The sequence below is a fragment of the Microbacterium meiriae genome, from assembly GCF_025143875.1.
GTDB classification, from domain to species: Bacteria; Actinomycetota; Actinomycetes; order Actinomycetales; family Microbacteriaceae; genus Microbacterium; species Microbacterium meiriae.
In genome coordinates, this window is sequence record NZ_JAMBDU010000030.1 from 18,971 (window position 1) to 35,227 (window position 16,257).

Sequence of the window (16,257 nt, forward strand, 5' to 3'; positions counted from 1 at the left end):
GAGCGGTCCGCGATGCTGGTGCCGAGCGTTCGGCTGCCCAGCCGGGTTCCACAGTCTCTCCGTGATTAAGTGGGCAGCCCTGCTTCCGCACGGCTGCCCGCTTGGTACATTCAGAACAGGGCCGCGCTTGCCGTCCTGCGACGAAGGGAAGCGAGGTGGCGATGGGCGATCGTCTGGCTGTGGTGGGTGACTTACCGACTACGCAACCAAAGCTCGGGTTCGAGTCTTATGCGGCGGCGCTTGTCGATGCTGTCGAGGGTGGAAAGCCCGCGCAGTACACCCTCGGTTTGTATGGCCCCTGGGGATCGGGCAAGTCTTCACTTTTAGGTGCACTTGCCTCGGGGCTGCGGGCGAACGGCAAGAGCGTCGTGATCGAGTTTGACGCGTGGAGGTATCAACCAGGGGGAGAGCTCGTTGCCTCGTTGTTGACCTTGATTGCGAGGGCGATCGAGCAGAACGCGAAGCTACGGCATTTCGGGAGCAAGTTGTTGGATGTGGCCCAGGCCATGGTGTCCGCCAGCTCGCTGACTTTCGGTGGCCCTACCGGAGCCACATTGGAGATCGACGGTGAGAAGGCGATGCGCGCGCTGGACGCCGAGAAGGCGCCGCCAAACTTCGTCGATGCAATCCGCGAAATGCGCCGCGCCGCCGACGACATCTCTGGCGAACGACTAGTGATCCTTATCGACGATCTTGATCGTTGCTCTCCGACGAATCTCGTCGCCGTGCTTGAGACGATCAACAACGTCATGGATCTCAGCGGTTTTGTTTTCGTAGTTGCCCTCGACTACGACGTGCTCGTGCAAGCGATCACTGCCGAGTACCCCCACGTTTCCGGGCACGAGTTCATCGAAAAGATGGTGCAGATCCCGTTTCGCGTCCCGCCCCTCAACACCAGTTCGGCGCATGTTCTCCGCGACCTTCTTCCCAACTTCCAGACACTGGTAAGCCTTCAAGACGAGCGGTTTCAGTCAGTGTTGTTGGAGGTAGTCCGTCGTGCACTACGAGGCAATCCCCGTCAGGCCAAGCGCCTGGTCAACTCGTATCTGGTTCTCGATCGGATCCTTAGCAGACAGAAGTCAGCTGCAAGTCGCGCGTTGCTCCTAATAATCCTCGGCCTCCAGTTCGGGTGGCCCGATGATTATCGCCGTGTGCAACGCGCTGTGAGCATGGGCGCGTTGGATACCGCAGGGGAGCTTGAGCGCTACTTCGACGACTCCGAGGATGAGCATGGTCCCGCTGCATTCCTGACAGCCGTCTTGTCGCGCGACCTTGCAAGCGCCTCGCTTCCCGAGCTGATTCACATGGCCGCAACCACCGCTCCGACTTCAGCGGCGGACGAACGGGAAGTTCTCGTTGAGGCCGTGAGAGGGATGGTGTCTGCGTACGGATGGCAGGAGGTCGATGCCGATGTGTGGCGCCCCGCCGCCGAAGTCGAGCAGGGTCACACAGTCCGCTTGGCTCTTCATGGGAGGCGTCTCGCAATCGAGATGCGTGAGTACGCGCAGACGAATAAGACACACGCGAGAGGGACGAAGCGGGATGTCAAGCATGTTTTCCACACAGTGACCCACGTGACGCTGGCGGATTTCCGGACTTTGGAGCCTACGATCGAGCGTCTCTCCTCATCAGCAGGACTAGGTGCCTGGCGAAAAGAGAAGATGGAAGCACGCCAGTCGCGCTTAACCGACGTCTCCCGACCTAGGTCGAAACACTAGCCGACCTCGTTCGCATGCTGGGGGCCACGAGCGGTCCGCGATGCTGGTGCCGGCGGTGGGACTCGAACCCACACGCCCTCTCGGACAAAGCATTTTGAGTGCTCCGCGTCTGCCATTCCGCCACGCCGGCCCGTGTCTCGCGACTTCGACTGTAGCGCAGACGACGGACGCTTCCTCGCGTGCCCGCTGTCTTCAGCCGGTGGTGTGGACCTCTCCGTTAGGATGGACGGGTGACCGAGCAAGAACAGGCTGAGCAACCCACGGCATCCGCACCCCGACGCGTCGTCGTCGCCGAAGACGAATCGCTGATCCGTCTCGACATCGTCGAGATCCTCCGCGACAACGGCTTCGATGTCGTCGGCGAGGCCGGCGACGGCGAGACGGCGGTGGCCCTCGCCACCGAGCTGCGTCCCGACCTCGTCATCATGGACGTGAAGATGCCCCAGCTCGACGGCATCAGCGCCGCCGAGAAGCTGCACAAGGGCAACATCGCCCCCGTCGTGCTGCTGACCGCGTTCAGCCAGAAGGAGCTCGTGGAGCGGGCGAGCGAGGCCGGAGCCCTGGCCTACGTCGTGAAGCCCTTCACGCCGAACGACCTCCTTCCCGCGATCGAGATCGCTCTGGCCCGCCACGAGCAGATCATCACCCTCGAGGCCGAGGTCGCCGACATGGTCGAGCGCTTCGAGACCCGCAAGCTCGTCGACCGGGCCAAGGGACTCCTCAACGAGAAGATGGGCCTGAGCGAGCCCGAGGCGTTCCGCTGGATCCAGAAGGCGTCGATGGATCGCCGGCTGACGATGCAGGACGTCGCCAAGGCGATCATCGAGCAGCTCGCTCCCAAGAAGTAAGGCACTCCGGTGCTCCGGCTGGACGCAGAGCACGTTCTGCGGCCGGTCCGTGCCGGGGACGGAGCCGCACTCGCGCGTGCGTACCGGGCGAACAGGGAGCATCTCGCCCCCTGGGAGCCGGTGCGCTCCGAGGCGTTCTTCACCGAGGAGTGGCAGGAGCAGAACGCCCAGCAGTGCGTCGCCGAGGCTGCTCTCGGCCGCAGTTCCCGCTTCGTGATCCTCTCGGACGACGGGGAGATCCGCGGCCGGATGAACCTGAACACCATCGTTCGCGGCGCGTTCTGGAGCGCCGATCTCGGCTACTGGATCGATTCCACCCGGCTCCGCCGCGGCCTCGCAGGTCGCGCGGTGGCCCTCATCTCGGAGCACGCGCGGGACGAGCTGCGGCTGCACCGGCTCCAGGCCTCGACGCTGCTGCACAACGTGGCCTCCCAGCGCGTCCTCACCGGCAACGGCTTCGAGCGCATCGGCATCGCCCCGAAGTACCTGCGGATCGCGGGGGAGTGGCAGGACCACATCCTCTTCCAGCTGCTGCTGGAGGAGCCGGTCAGCGCCCGGCGGGAGCGTCCTTGATCATGTTGGTGATGCGGATCGTGGAGCAGCGCCGGCCCTGATCGTCGGTCACGACGATCTCGTGCACCGTGACGCTCCGGCCCAGGTGTACGGGCGTGCAGACCCCGGTGACCACCCCCGAGGTGGCCGACCGGGTGTGCGTGGCGTTGATGTCGACCCCGACCGCCAGGCGGCCCGCTCCCGCATGCAGATTGGCCGCCATCGAGCCGAGCGATTCGCCCAGCACGACATAGGCGCCGCCGTGCATGAGACCGACCGGCTGGGTGTTGCCCTCCACCGGCATCGTCGCCACGCACCGATCGACGCCGAACTCGACGAACTCCATGCCCATCTTCTCGGCCAGGGCTCCCATGCCGCGGGCGGCCGCCCACTCGAGTCCTTCGCTGGTGGCGACCTCGCTCATGCATCCTCCTCTGCGGGTGTCCGTGCTCCTCGTTAGGCTGACAGGGTGACGGACTCCGCAAAGCCTACCCTCATGGTCGTCGACGGCCACTCGCTCGCCTACCGGGCCTTCTTCGCCCTCCCGGTGGACAACTTCACCACCAAGGACAACCAGCACACGAACGCCATCTACGGGTTCCTGTCCATGCTGGTCAACCTCATCAAGGCCGAGCAGCCCACCCACCTCGCGATCGCGTTCGACACCTCCCGCCACTCGTTCCGCACCGACGAGTACCCGGAGTACAAGGCCACCCGATCCGAGACGCCGCAGGAGTTCAAGGGCCAGATCCCGCTGCTGCAGGACTGCCTCGCCGCGATGTCTATCCCGGTGCTGACGCAGGAGGGCATCGAGGCCGACGACATCCTCGCCACCCTCTCCACCCAGGGCGCCGCCCAGGGCTACGACGTGCTCGTGGTCTCCGGAGACCGCGACACCATCCAGCTCGTCACCGACGACGTCACGCTGCTGTATCCGTCCGTGCAGGGTGTCTCGCAGCTCAAGCGCTACGACCCGACCACGGTGCAGGAGCGCTACGGCGTCCGTCCCGAGCAGTACCCCGACATCGCCGCCCTCGTCGGTGAGACCAGCGACAACCTCCCCGGTGTGCCGAAGGTGGGGGAGAAGACGGCCGTCAAGTGGCTCACGCAGTTCGGCTCCCTCGACGAGCTGCTCAAGCGTGCCGGCGAGATCAAGGGCGTGGTCGGCGGCAACCTCCGCGATCACATCGAAGACGTCCGCCGCAACCGCAAGCTCAACCGCCTGCTGACCGACGTGGAGCTGCCGGTGGCACCGGCCGATCTCGCGGTCGCCCCGATCGATGCCGAGGCCGTCCGCGACATCTTCGCCCGACTCGAGTTCCGCACGCTGCTGCCGCGGGTCTTCGAGGCCGTCGGTGCGGGCGAGGTGGCCGACGACCCGGCCTCCGTCGTCGAGATGCCGGCGCCGGCACAGGTGTCCGCCCCCGATCTGGCCACCTGGGCCGCGGCGCAGGACGGAGACATCGCTCTCCGGGTCGTGGTGCAGTCGGGCGCACCTGTGCGCGTCGGCGTCGCCACCGGGAGCGAGCTGCGCGAGCTCGACTGGTCGGAGGAGGCGGCCGCGGCGCTGCGCACGTGGCTGGAGTCCGACGCGCCGAAGGTGCTGCACGACGCCAAGCCGCAGGTGAAGGCGCTGCTCCGTCACGGGATCCGTCTCGGCGGGCTCGCCTACGACACGAGCCTCGCCGGCTGGCTGCTGCGTCCGAGCTTCCCGGACAAGACGCTGTCCGACCTCGTCCAGCGCTACCTGGGGGAGAAGCTCCCCGAGGCCGATCCGTCGCAGCTCGTGCCGGAGACCGAGGGTGCCACCCCGTCGCAGGAGGCGTGGTTCATCCTCCGCGTGGCCGAGGCCCTGCGAAACGATCTGCCCGAGCCGGTCGACGCCGTGCTCCGCGACATCGAGCTGCCGACGCTCCGCACGCTCGCCGACATGGAGCTCGCCGGCGTCGCCGTCTCGCACGAGGTTCTGTCGACGTTCTCGGCCGAGCTCGCGACACGCGCGGATGCGCTGGCCCAGGAGGCGTTCTCGGTCGTCGGCCGCGAGTTCAACCTCGGGTCGCCGAAGCAGCTCCAGGAGGTGCTGTTCGAAGACCTGCAGCTTCCGAAGACGCGCAAGACGAAGACCGGGTACTCGACCGATGCGGCCGTGCTCGCCGACCTCCAGGAGTCGCACCCGCACCCCTTCCTGAGCCTGCTGCTGCAGCACCGAGAGGCGACGAAGCTGCGGCAGATCATCGAGTCCCTCGACACCGCGATCCGCGAGGACAATCGGGTGCACACGACCTATGTGCAGACCGGCAGTCAGACCGGGCGCCTGTCCAGCACCGACCCGAACCTCCAGAACATCCCGGTCCGCACCGAGGAGTCACGGCGCATCCGCAGCGCCTTCGAGGTCGGCGAGGGGTACGAGACCCTGCTCACCGCCGACTACTCGCAGATCGAGATGCGGATCATGGCGCACCTCTCGGGTGATGAGGGGTTGATCGAGGCCTTCAACAGCGGTGAAGACCTGCACCGTTTCGTCGGCGCCCGCGTGTTCGGCGTCGATCCGTCCGAGGTCACGCCGGCGATGCGCACCAAGGTGAAGGCGATGTCGTACGGCCTCGTCTACGGGCTCTCCGCGTTCGGGCTGTCCAAGCAGCTGCGCATCGAGCAGTCGGAGGCCAAGCAGCTCATGGTGGAGTACTTCGCACGGTTCGGTGCGGTCCGCGACTACCTGCGGGCCTCGGTGATGAAGGCCAAGGAGGTCGGCTACACCGAGACGATCTTCGGACGTCGGCGGCCGTTCCCCGATCTCGCGAGCCCCAACCGCGTGCTGCGCGAGAACGCCGAGCGGGCCGCGCTCAACGCCCCGATCCAGGGCAGCGCGGCCGACATCATGAAGATCGCGCTGTTCCACATCCACGACGACCTCCACGCCGCGAAGCTGGAGTCGCGGGTGCTGCTGCAGATCCACGACGAACTCGTCGTCGAGGTCGCTGCGGGGGAGTGGGACGCGGTGGAGCAGATCGTCCGCACGCGGATGGGTGACGCCGCGCAGCTCTCCGTGCCGCTCGACGTGCAGGTCGGCCGCGGTCGGGACTGGAACGAAGCCGCGCACTGATCCCGGTGGCCGGAGGGGGCGGGGATTAGGCTGGAAGGCATGACTTCCGCACCCCGCACCCCCTCCGCCATCGACAGGGTCGCCGATGAATGGGTCGACACGATCGCCGTGCTGGCGCCGACTCTCGGCACGTACATCGGCCGCTCCGAGGTCAACGACCGATTCGGTGACCTGAGTCCGGAAGGTCACGAGGAGATCGCCGCGGCGACGCGGGCCACACTGGACAAGCTGGCCGCGCTGGAGCCGGTCGACGCGATCGACGAGGTCGCCAAGACCGATCTCAGCGCCGAGCTGCGCCTCGACCTCGAGTTGCACGACGCGAAGTGGCACCTGCGTGATCTGAACGTCATCGCATCCGCCGCGCAGGACGTCCGCTCCGCCTTCGACCTGATGCCCACCGCGACGGTCGAGGACTGGGAGGTCGTCTCCACCCGACTCTCTGCCGTGCCGGGGGCGCTGCGCGGGTACATCGAGACGCTCCGTCTGGGCATCGCCGAGGGCGTCACTCCCGCCCGTCGCCAGGTCGCGGAGGTCGCGACGCAGATCGACCGCTACATCGCCGACGACGGATTCTTCGCGGCGTTCGTCGCGCACGCCGATCCCGAGGAGGGTCAGCTTCCCGCCTCGCTCGCCCGCACGCTGGCGGACAACTCCGCGGCTGCCCGGGTCGCCTACGGCGAGCTGCGGCGCTTCCTGGCCGAGGAGCTGGCCCCCGAAGCCGGTGAGACGGACGCCGTGGGGCGCGAGCTCTACGCCCTCAACTCCCGGCGTTTCCTCGGCGCGACCATCGACCTCGACGAGACCTACGAGTGGGGCCGGGAAGAGCTCGCCCGCATGGTGGCCGAGCAGACGGCGATCGCGAACGAGATCCTTCCCGGAGCCTCCGTCGAGGAGGCCGTCGCGCATCTGGAGTCGGACCCCGCCCGCAAGCTCGTCGGCACCGAGGCGCTCCAGCGGTGGATGCAGGAGACCAGCGATCGCGCGGTCGCCGAGCTGGGTGCCTCGCACTTCGACATCCCGGAGGCGATCCGCACGCTGGAGTGCATGATCGCGCCGACGCAGGAGGGCGGGATCTACTACACCGGTCCCACCGACGACTTCTCGCGCCCCGGTCGCATGTGGTGGTCGGTCCCCGAGGGCGTCACCGAGTTCGACACGTGGCGCGAGCTCACCACCGTGTACCACGAGGGTGTGCCGGGGCATCACCTGCAGATCGCCCAGGCCGTCTACAACCGCGCCGAGCTCAACTCCTGGCGGCGGCTGCTCGCCGGCACGTCGGGGCACGCGGAGGGCTGGGCGCTGTACGCGGAGCGGCTGATGGAGCAGCTCGGTTACCTCGATGACCCGGCGGATCGCCTCGGCATGCTGGATGGGCAGCGGATGCGGGCGGCGCGCGTGGTCCTCGACATCGGCGTGCACCTCGGCAAGCCCCGACTCGAGGGCGAGGGCGTCTGGGATGCCGAGTACGCGCTCGACTTCCTCCGCCGCAACGTGAACATGTCGGACCAGTTCGTGCAGTTCGAGGTCAACCGGTACCTCGGCTGGCCGGGTCAGGCGCCGTCGTACAAGGTCGGTCAGCGCATCTGGGAGCAGGTCCGCGACGCCGTGCAGCAGGCGGAGGGCGACGCGTTCAGCTTCAAGGGCTTCCACAAGCGCGCCCTCGATCTCGGCGGCGTCGGACTCGACACGCTGCGCAGCGCGCTGCTCCCTCGGTGACGGGAATGCCGGCCCGAGTCCGCGTGTTCCATTCACCTGAATAGGAAGGTGTGACATGGACATCGAATTCGGGCTGGACACGTTCGGCGACATCACCCGGGATCAGGACGGCGAGCTGCTCAGCGGCGCGCAGACCATCCGGAACGTCGTCGCGCAGGCGGAGCTGGCCGACACCGTCGGCGTCGACTTCTTCGGGGTGGGGGAGCACCACCGGCGCGAGTTCGCGGTCTCGTCCCCGGAGATGGTGCTCGCGGCGATCGCGGCGCGCACCGAGCGCATCCGGCTGGGCACCGCCGTGACCGTGCTGTCCTCGGACGACCCGGTGCGTGTGTTCGAACGCTTCTCCACCCTCGACGCCCTGTCCGGCGGCCGGGCGGAGGTCGTCCTCGGGCGCGGTTCGTTCATCGAGTCCTTCCCGCTGTTCGGCTACGACCTGCGCGACTACGACCGGCTCTTCGAGGAGAAGCTCGAGCTGCTCGTCGAGCTCCTCAAGGAAGAGCCCGTCACGTGGTCCGGCTCGCTGCGGCCGTCTCTCGACAACGCGGACGTCTTCCCGAAGACCGAGAAGGGCCTGCGCACGTGGGTCGGCGTGGGGGGCAGCCCGGAGTCCGTCGTGCGTGTCGCGCGTCACGGTCTCGCCCTGATGCTGGCGATCATCGGCGGCCCGGCCGGGCGGTTCAAGCCGTTCGTCGACCTCTACCACCGCTCGGTCGCCTCCTTCGGGACGACCGCCCACCCGGTGGCCGTGCACTCACCCGGTCACATCGCGCCCACCGACGCGGAGGCGTGGGACGAGGCCTACCCGGGCTTCGAGGCGATGAACAACACCATCGGTCGCGAGCGCGGCTGGCCGCCTTACAGCCGCGCGCGCTTTCAGAACGACATCGGTCCGGAGGGCTCGCTCTATGCCGGTTCGCCGGAGCGCGTCGCGGCGAAGATCGCCGACACGATCAAGACCCTCGGGCTCGGCCGCTTCGACCTCAAGTACGCGACCGGCACCCTGTCGCACGAGTCGATGATGCGCAGCATCGAGCTGTACGGCACCGAGGTGATCCCTCGGGTGCGGAAGCTCCTCGCCGACCGCGACTGAGCTGGCGTCATCTCGCGGCTCGGCGGGACGGGCGGCCCTACGATGAGAATCATGGCCGATACCGCCCTGCCGAGCCGCACCTCGCTCGCCGAGCGCCTCGACGTCCTCCCGTTCACCCGCCGGCACCTGCGCCTGCTCACGGGCTCCGGCGTCGGCTGGGCGCTCGACGCGATGGACGTCGGACTCATCTCCTTCATCATCGCGGCGCTCTCACAGCAGTGGGATCTCACGAAGGGGGAGGCCGGCTGGATCGCCTCGCTCGGCTTCGTCGGCATGGCGGTCGGCGCGACCCTCGGCGGTCTTCTCGCTGACCGCTTCGGCCGCCGGCAGGTGTTCGCCCTCACGCTGCTCATCTATGGCGTGGCCACCGGAGCGAGTGCGCTGGTCGGATCAGTGGCGGCGCTGCTCGTGCTGCGGTTCTTCGTCGGCCTCGGCCTGGGAGCGGAGCTGCCGGTCGCCTCGACCTACGTGAGCGAGTTCGCGCCCGCGCGCATCCGGGGACGGCTGATCGTCATCCTCGAAGCCTTCTGGGCTGTGGGCTGGACGGCGTCTGCCGTCATCGGGTTCTTCGTCATCCCCGCCTCTGAGGCAGGCTGGCGGTGGGCCTTCGCGCTCGGCGCGATCCCCGCGGTCTACGCCCTCGTCGTGCGGTGGGGTCTGCCCGAGTCGCCGCGCTGGCTGGCGTCCCGCGGACGAATCGCGGAAGCCGACCGCATCGTCGCCGCGTTCGAGGCCGATGCCGGTGTCGAGCACACCCCGCAGATCCGGAAGGAGCCGGCGTCGCGGGCGATCGCGATGACGGCGCGTGCCCGGCTCGCTGCGCTCTGGAGCGTCGAGTTCCGGATGCGGACCGCCTGCCTCTGGCTGGTGTGGCTTGCCGTCAACTTCGCCTACTACGGGGCGTTCATCTGGATCCCGAGCATCCTCGTCGACGCGGGATTCGACCTCGTCCGCTCGTTCGGCTTCACCCTCATCATCACGCTCGCGCAACTCCCGGGCTATGCCGTGGCCGCCTGGCTCATCGAAGTGTGGGGCCGCCGGGTCACGCTCTCGGTCTTCCTGCTGGGGGCGACCGCCTCGGCCGTCGTCTTCGGCACCGCCACGACGGTGCCGATGATCATCGGCGCAGGCATGGCCCTGTCGTTCTTCACCCTCGGTGCGTGGGGTGCGCTGTACGCGGTGACGCCGGAGATCTACCCGACCTCGCTGCGCGGCACGGGGGCCGGCTGGGCCGCCGGGGTGGGCCGCATCGCCTCCATCGTGGCGCCCCTCGCCGTTCCCGTCCTCCTCGGGGCCGGCGGCGCGCCCCTGCTGTTCGTCGTGTTCGCGGCCTGCTTCCTCGTCGCCGCCGCGGCGGCCTGGGGTCTCGTCGATCGGAGCGGAGCGGCGCTGGACGACCGGTGACGTCCGGGACCGGGAATAGGCTGGGCGCGTGGCTGATGTACGTTTCGTCGCGATAGGCGACTCCTTCACCGAAGGCGTGGGCGATGTGCTCCCCGATGGGCGCGAGCGCGGCTGGGCCGACATCGCCGCGCAGGGATGGGCGGATGCCGCGGGGCACCCCATCCAGTACGCGAACCTCGCGATCCGGGGGAAGCTGGCGTGGCCGATCGTCGAGGAGCAGCTCGAGCCGGCGTTGGCCCTGCGCCCCACGCACCTGTCGTTCAACGGCGGGGGCAACGACATGCTGCGGCCGCGGACGGACGTCGAGCACATCGCCGACGCGTTCAGCCGGGTGCTGCGGCGGTGCGACGAGGAGGGTGTGACGATGATCCTGCTCTCCGGTGCCAACCCCAGCGGGCAGCTTCCGATGGGATCGCTCGTGCAACGCCGCGGCGATCTGCTCTCCGAGGCGGTCCTGCGGCGCATCGAGGACCGGCCCGACGTCATCCGTGCCCTCAACTGGCCGGACACGGAGCTGTCGAAACCCGCGTACTGGTCGGAGGACCGGCTGCACATGAACGCGGCGGGCCACCACCGCGTCGCGGCCCGCGTGCTGCACGGGCTCGGCTTCGAGCCGCCGGCAGCCTGGTGGGCGCCGCTCGACCGCTGGACCGCAGGGCCCGGGGGCCTGGCGTACTACCGGGAGTTCGTCGGCCCGTGGGTGCGACGGCGCGTGACGAGGACCTCATCCGGGGACGGCCGCGCAGCGAAGTATCCGACCTGGGTCGAGCGGACCCCGGCATGAGCGACGTCACGCCCCGCGGATGAGCGACATCGAACTGGTCCGTCTCCCCGCCGGGACGGTCACGCTGCACGACGCCCGACGCCGCACGCGCCGGACCGTCGAACTCGAGCCGTTCTCCCTCGCCGCCTTCTCGGTGACGGAGGAACAGGTCACCGAAGTCCTGGGCACACCGACCCGGCACCCTCGTCGCCCGGTCGCCGACGTGAGCTGGCTGCGCGCGATCCACTTCTGCAACGCCGCCTCGGAGTGGGAGGGACTCGATCCCGTGTACCACTTCGAGGGTGAGGACGTGGCCTGGGACACCACAGCGGACGGCTACCGCCTTCCGACCGAGGCCGAGTGGGAGTACGCCTGCCGAGCAGGCTCCACCGGGCCGCACTATGCGCCGCTGGCCGAGGCCGCCTGGACCGCGGCCGACGGAGTGGGCACGCCGCAGGACGTGGGCGGGAAGCTCCCGAACCTGCACGGGCTCTTCGACACGCTCGGCAACGTGTGGGAGTGGTGCTGGGATCTCCTCGACCCCGCGCGGTACGACGACTATCGGGTCTTTCGCGGCGGAGGATTCGCCGACGATGCCTGGAGCGTGCGCGCGTCCGTTCGCCGCGGGGGAGCGCCGCGCATGCACCATGAGGACGTCGGTTTCCGCGTTGCTCGGGGCGCCTTCGACACCGAGGAGGAGGCGCAGGGCTGGTCGGCGGCCGCGGACCGGGAGCGGGCCTTCGTCGACGGCGGTCTGCCCTCGGGCTGGACCCCGCGCCGACGGTAGCCCGCGCCGGGCGGTTTTGGTCGCCCACTCTGCGCGGTGGGAGACTGAAGGGATGACCACGCCGTTCGCGCTCATCCTCAACCAGGGTCGCGTCGCCGACCGCACGGACGGAGCCCTCGTCGGGGCACGCCGCGTCGCCGACGCGCTGTCCGCGCTCCTGCAGCGGGAGCCCGTCGTGGTCGGTACCCCGGAGCCGGGCCGGATGGACGACTGGTCGGTCGCGCTGCCCGAAGCTGCGGAGACGCTCACGGGTCTGCGTGACGCGGTGCAGGAGGCGATCGCCGCGGATGCGACGCCGCTCCTCGTGACGAACACCTGTGCGGCGAGCCTCGGAACGCTGCCGAGTGTCGCCGAGCACCACCCCGACGCAGTGGTGCTGTGGATCGACGCGCACGGCGACTTCAACACGCCAGACACCACCGACTCCGGCTACCTCGGCGGCATGGTCCTCGCCGCCGCCTGCGGGCTGTGGGACAGCGGCCACGGGGCGGGCATCGACCCCAAGCAGGTCATCGTCGTGGGCGGTCGCGACATCGATCCCGCCGAGGGGGAGCTGCTCGCCGGTGCAGGAGTGACCGTCCTCAGCCCCGCGGAGAGCACCCCGGAGCGGCTCAGCGCGCTCATCGCCGGGCGACCGGTGTGGATCCATGTCGACTGGGACGTCTTGGAGCCCGGTTACATCCCTGCGGCCTATCGCGTCGGCGACGGTCTGCTGCCGCACCAGGTGGCCGCGCTGTTCGCCGCGATCCCGTCGGCGGACGTCCGCGGCGTGGAACTCGCCGAGTTCGAGGCGGGCGACGCGGAGGTGCCCGAGCGCGTCAGCGTCGAGTTGATCGTGGAGACCGTCCAGCACCTCCTGCGCTGACGGGCGCTCAGCGACGCCGGTCGGGATCCAGCCCCATGCGGATCCGCGTCCGCTTGCGTTCGATGAGGATGAACACGACTCCGAGGACCCAGAGCGGGATCAGGGTGAGGAACGCGACACGGAACGCGTCGAGCGTGTAGGTGTCCGGGGTGCCGGCGCCCTGGGCGTCGAGGAGGAGACCGATCACGAACACGGCGATCAGGGCAGCGATGAAGCCGCCCGCGTTCGTCACGCCGGTCGCCGTGCTGAGGCGATGCACGGGGTTGTGCGTGCGGGCGTGGTCGAAGGCGATCATCGACGCGGGGCCGCCGGTCGCCAGAGCGACCGCCAGGACCCAGAGCAGCCAGTCCGGGGCGGGGCCGGGGAGGGCGATGACCGCGATCCAGGCCGCCATCTGCACGCCGACCGCGGGGAGGACGAGGGCGAGCGAGCGGTGGTTCGGCAGGCGGCGGGAGAGATCGCCGATGATCGGGCCGAGGATCATGCCCGCGACCACGTAGATCGAGATGATCCCCGCCGCGTGGGCGGTGGTCAGGCCCTCGCCGGCCGTGAGGAACGGCATGCCCCACAGCAGCACGAACACCGTGCCGGCGAACGGTGTGGTGAAGTGCGACCAGAACGCGAGCCGTGTGCCGGGATGTGCCCAGGCCGCCCGGATGCCGACGCCCGTGTCGATCGCCGACGTCACGACACGCACGACTCCGGTGTCCGTGTTCACCGACACGTCCGGACCGCTCTCGGCGGGGTTGTTGCGCACGATGAGCCACACGAGGATCGTGAAGAGCAGGCCGAGACCGGCGATGCTGCCGAACGTGATCGACCAGGTGGTGGCGTGCAGCAGGGCGGCGACCGGCACCAGCGCGATCAGCTGCCCCGCCTGCCCGATGATCCCGGTGAACTGGACCATGACGGGGCCGCGCTGCGCGGGGAACCATGTGGCCACCAGTCGCAGCACGGCGGGGAACACGGCGGCGTCGCCGGCTCCGAGGAGGACACGCGCGACGATCGCGATGCCGATGCTGGGGGAGAGGGCCATGGTGAGCTGTCCGGCCGCCATGAGCAGCATCCCCGCCGTGATGATCGGACGGGATCCGTAGCGATCGAGGAGGACGCCGACCGGGATCTGCATCCCGCCGTACACCGCGAGCTGCACGACGGCGAACAGTGCGAGCGTCGAGGCGTCCGCCTGGAAGCGGTCGGCGGCCTCGACACCGACGGCACCCAGAGATGTGCGGTTCGTGATGGCGAGCACGTAGGCCGCGACGCCGACGGACCAGATCGCCCAGGCCCGCCACCCCGGCGTGGAGACGGGGGAGTGGGAGATCTGAGGCACCCTTCCACGCTACTCCTGCGTGGAGCGCGGGCACGCACAGCGGTTGGAGCGAACTTTTCGCGGAATCGTCGCCCTCACGCGGGTGCGGCAAACCGGACGATCTCCTCGGCCACGGCCTGTGGCATGGAGATGTACGGTGAGTGGCTCGCCGACAGTGTGCGCGAGTCGCTGGCGGCCCGATCCTACAGGAGCCGTATGCGTTCCCCGGTGGCCGGCGCCTCCACTTCGCCGACCCGCGCGGCAACGAGCTCGGCGTCTGGTCCTCCCACTAGGCGCTGCAGATCATAGCGCGGGGGCGGAGGAGTGCCAGACTGCGAGGATGAGTCACGTGCCCCGCATCCCGGAGATGGACACCTCGCGCCTCCGCCTGCGCAGGCAGGCGATCGAGGACGCGCCCGTGTTCCGCCACCTGTGGACCGAACGCGACGAACGAGTCCCCCCGCACCGGCGGCTCGACCCGGACGGTCGCCCCGACGTGGACGACATCCGAGCGCATATCCGCGATGCCGAGGAGTCGTCGCTGCTCACCGTGGAACGCATCGACACCGGGGATCCGATCGGGTACTGCGGTCTCGTCTACGGCGGCGAGGGGGTGGGCACCGAACCAGAGCTCGCGTTCGAGCTGCTGCGCGCCGAGCACAACCGGGGGCATGCCACCGAAGCTGCTCAAGCCGTCCTGACATGGGCAGACGGGGCGGGCTTCGACCGCGTCTGGGCCGGCGTCTGGGAATGGAACCTCCCGTCCCGGCGGGTGCTCGAGAAGCTCGGCTTCGTCGAGTCCGGACGGGAACGCCCGTCCTCCGCCCACGGTCGAAACATCCTGACCGTCAGGACGCGAACTGCCGTTCCCCGCATCGTCAGCGGCGAGATCACCCTGCGCCCGTTCGAACCAGACGATCTCGATGCGGTGATCGAGGCCTCCACGGACCCTTCGATCACGTCGGTCACGAGCGTGCCCGTCGCCCCGGGTAGGGCGGAGGCCGCCGCATGGGTCACACGTCAGCACCAGCGTCTGCTGTCGGCCGAGGGGTATTCCTACGCGATCGAGCGCCAGGGGGAGTGCGTGGGCCAGATCGGTCTGTGGCTCCGTGACATCGAGCAGGGGCGGGGAACGGTCGGGTACTGGATACGGCCAGGTCGTCGGGGGCGCGGAACTGCATCCATGGCTCTTCGCGTCCTGTCGGAGTGGGCGTGGACGATCGAGGATATACAGAGGCTGCAGGCTCACGTCGAGCCGGGGAACGAAGCGTCGTGTCGGACTATCGAGCACGCGGGCTTCGTCCGCGAAGGGCTGCTCCGCTCCTGGCAGACCATCGCCGGAAGCCGTCGCGACATGTTCGTCTATGCTCTGGTCCGGCCGGACGCTCCGGGCACCCTTTCCGTATGACGCGGATGCCGTCATTCAGGTGATGGTGGCCGGCGCGACGCGCAGACGTTGCTCGCGGATGCCCAGGACGAGGGCGACGATGCCGAGGAAGACGGTGCCGATTGCGGGCCCGTCCAGGACGAGATGACCGGCGATCCTCGATATCGCTGTGCCGAAGGGCGCCGACGAGGAAACGGTGATCCCGACGACGAACGCGAGGGGCGTCCAGAAGACGACCCACAGCGGGGCCCAGCGCCAGGGCGAGGGGAGGACCCCCGCGCGTCCGATTCCGACAGCGGCGATGATCGCCAACGCGGCCAAACTCCCGTAGTACAGCGCGGCAGCAAGCACCCAGGCGTCTTCGCGCGCGTTGGGGTCGCCGGGCGACTCCGGGACGAGGCCGAACCAGAGGGACTGGGCGAACGGCGTGACAGCCAGCGCGAGGGTCGCGACGGTGCTCACGGGCCGCCGAGCAGTGACGCTACCCGCACGACCGACACCGATCACGAACAGAACGGCCGCCGATGCGAACACGGCATCCTTCGCGATCGCAAAGCCGGCGAGCTCCCCGCGGGCTGTGAACCAGATGACGACCGAGAGGAGGAGCAGGATTCCGCCGGTGACCCATGTGAGCCGACGCGCTCGACTATCAGCAGTTGCGTTCACGGCCCCATCGCTCACGCAATCACCCTAGTCGTCGTTGGATCTTCGA

Annotated in this window: 14 protein-coding genes and 1 tRNA gene; 11 read left to right on the top strand and 4 right to left on the bottom strand. The window is 68.9% G+C overall.

Annotation, left to right across the window (positions count from 1 at the left end; genetic code table 11):
* Positions 1-161: 161 nt before the first annotated feature.
* Positions 162-1,718, top strand: coding sequence for a KAP family P-loop NTPase fold protein (locus M4D53_RS15275; RefSeq protein ID WP_259954851.1), 1,557 nt, complete (start codon positions 162-164; stop codon positions 1,716-1,718).
* A 44-nt stretch (positions 1,719-1,762) separates the two neighbouring features.
* On the opposite strand, the gene M4D53_RS15280 is transcribed toward M4D53_RS15275, so the two are convergent.
* Positions 1,763-1,848 (bottom strand) — tRNA-Leu (locus M4D53_RS15280).
* 100 nt (positions 1,849-1,948) lie between these two features.
* On the opposite strand from M4D53_RS15280, the gene M4D53_RS15285 reads away from it, so the two are divergent.
* Together M4D53_RS15285 and M4D53_RS15290 are read left to right on the top strand one after the other, a co-directional pair.
* Positions 1,949-2,566: an ANTAR domain-containing response regulator gene (locus tag M4D53_RS15285; protein WP_025103469.1), complete on the top strand. Its 618-nt coding sequence runs from the start codon at positions 1,949-1,951 to the stop codon at positions 2,564-2,566.
* Between the two features lie 9 nt (positions 2,567-2,575).
* Positions 2,576-3,139, top strand: coding sequence for a GNAT family N-acetyltransferase (locus M4D53_RS15290; protein ID WP_259954854.1), 564 nt, complete (start codon positions 2,576-2,578; stop codon positions 3,137-3,139).
* Here M4D53_RS15290 and M4D53_RS15295 read toward each other — a convergent pair.
* A complete protein-coding gene (locus M4D53_RS15295; protein WP_259954856.1) occupies positions 3,114-3,542 on the bottom strand; it encodes a hotdog fold thioesterase in 429 nt (142 codons plus the stop codon). The genes M4D53_RS15290 and M4D53_RS15295 overlap by 26 nt on opposite strands.
* A 45-nt stretch (positions 3,543-3,587) precedes the next feature.
* Between M4D53_RS15295 and polA the strand changes: the two genes are divergently transcribed.
* From polA to M4D53_RS15330, 7 genes are read left to right on the top strand one after another with little or no spacing between them, the layout of a single operon-like run.
* On the top strand, positions 3,588-6,221 hold the full coding sequence (polA, locus tag M4D53_RS15300; protein ID WP_259954858.1) for a DNA polymerase I: 2,634 nt from the start codon (positions 3,588-3,590) through the stop codon (positions 6,219-6,221).
* Between the two features lie 39 nt (positions 6,222-6,260).
* Positions 6,261-7,937, top strand: coding sequence for a DUF885 domain-containing protein (locus M4D53_RS15305; protein WP_259954859.1), 1,677 nt, complete (start codon positions 6,261-6,263; stop codon positions 7,935-7,937).
* 55 nt (positions 7,938-7,992) lie between these two features.
* Positions 7,993-9,027, top strand: coding sequence for an LLM class flavin-dependent oxidoreductase (locus M4D53_RS15310; RefSeq protein WP_259954861.1), 1,035 nt, complete (start codon positions 7,993-7,995; stop codon positions 9,025-9,027).
* A 51-nt stretch (positions 9,028-9,078) separates the two neighbouring features.
* Positions 9,079-10,431 (top strand): MFS transporter, encoded by a 1,353-nt coding sequence (locus M4D53_RS15315; protein WP_259954863.1) that lies wholly within the window; start codon positions 9,079-9,081, stop codon positions 10,429-10,431.
* A gap of 28 nt (positions 10,432-10,459) precedes the next feature.
* A complete protein-coding gene (locus tag M4D53_RS15320) occupies positions 10,460-11,215 on the top strand; it encodes an SGNH/GDSL hydrolase family protein (RefSeq protein WP_101845740.1) in 756 nt (251 codons plus the stop codon).
* A gap of 19 nt (positions 11,216-11,234) precedes the next feature.
* Positions 11,235-11,981, top strand: coding sequence for a formylglycine-generating enzyme family protein (locus M4D53_RS15325; RefSeq protein WP_259954865.1), 747 nt, complete (start codon positions 11,235-11,237; stop codon positions 11,979-11,981).
* 52 nt (positions 11,982-12,033) lie between these two features.
* Positions 12,034-12,846 (top strand): arginase family protein, encoded by an 813-nt coding sequence (locus tag M4D53_RS15330; protein ID WP_259954866.1) that lies wholly within the window; start codon positions 12,034-12,036, stop codon positions 12,844-12,846.
* Positions 12,847-12,853: 7 nt separating this feature from the next.
* On the opposite strand, the gene M4D53_RS15335 is transcribed toward M4D53_RS15330, so the two are convergent.
* Entirely contained in the window at positions 12,854-14,179 is a 1,326-nt protein-coding gene (locus M4D53_RS15335) for an MFS transporter (protein ID WP_259954868.1), read from the bottom strand.
* A gap of 319 nt (positions 14,180-14,498) precedes the next feature.
* On the opposite strand from M4D53_RS15335, the gene M4D53_RS15340 reads away from it, so the two are divergent.
* Positions 14,499-15,566, top strand: a complete 1,068-nt coding sequence (locus M4D53_RS15340) for a GNAT family N-acetyltransferase (RefSeq protein WP_259954869.1) — start codon at positions 14,499-14,501, stop codon at positions 15,564-15,566.
* 15 nt (positions 15,567-15,581) lie between these two features.
* Here M4D53_RS15340 and M4D53_RS15345 read toward each other — a convergent pair whose 3' ends face one another.
* Positions 15,582-16,226, bottom strand: coding sequence for a hypothetical protein (locus M4D53_RS15345; protein ID WP_259954871.1), 645 nt, complete (start codon positions 16,224-16,226; stop codon positions 15,582-15,584).
* Positions 16,227-16,257: the final 31 nt, after the last annotated feature.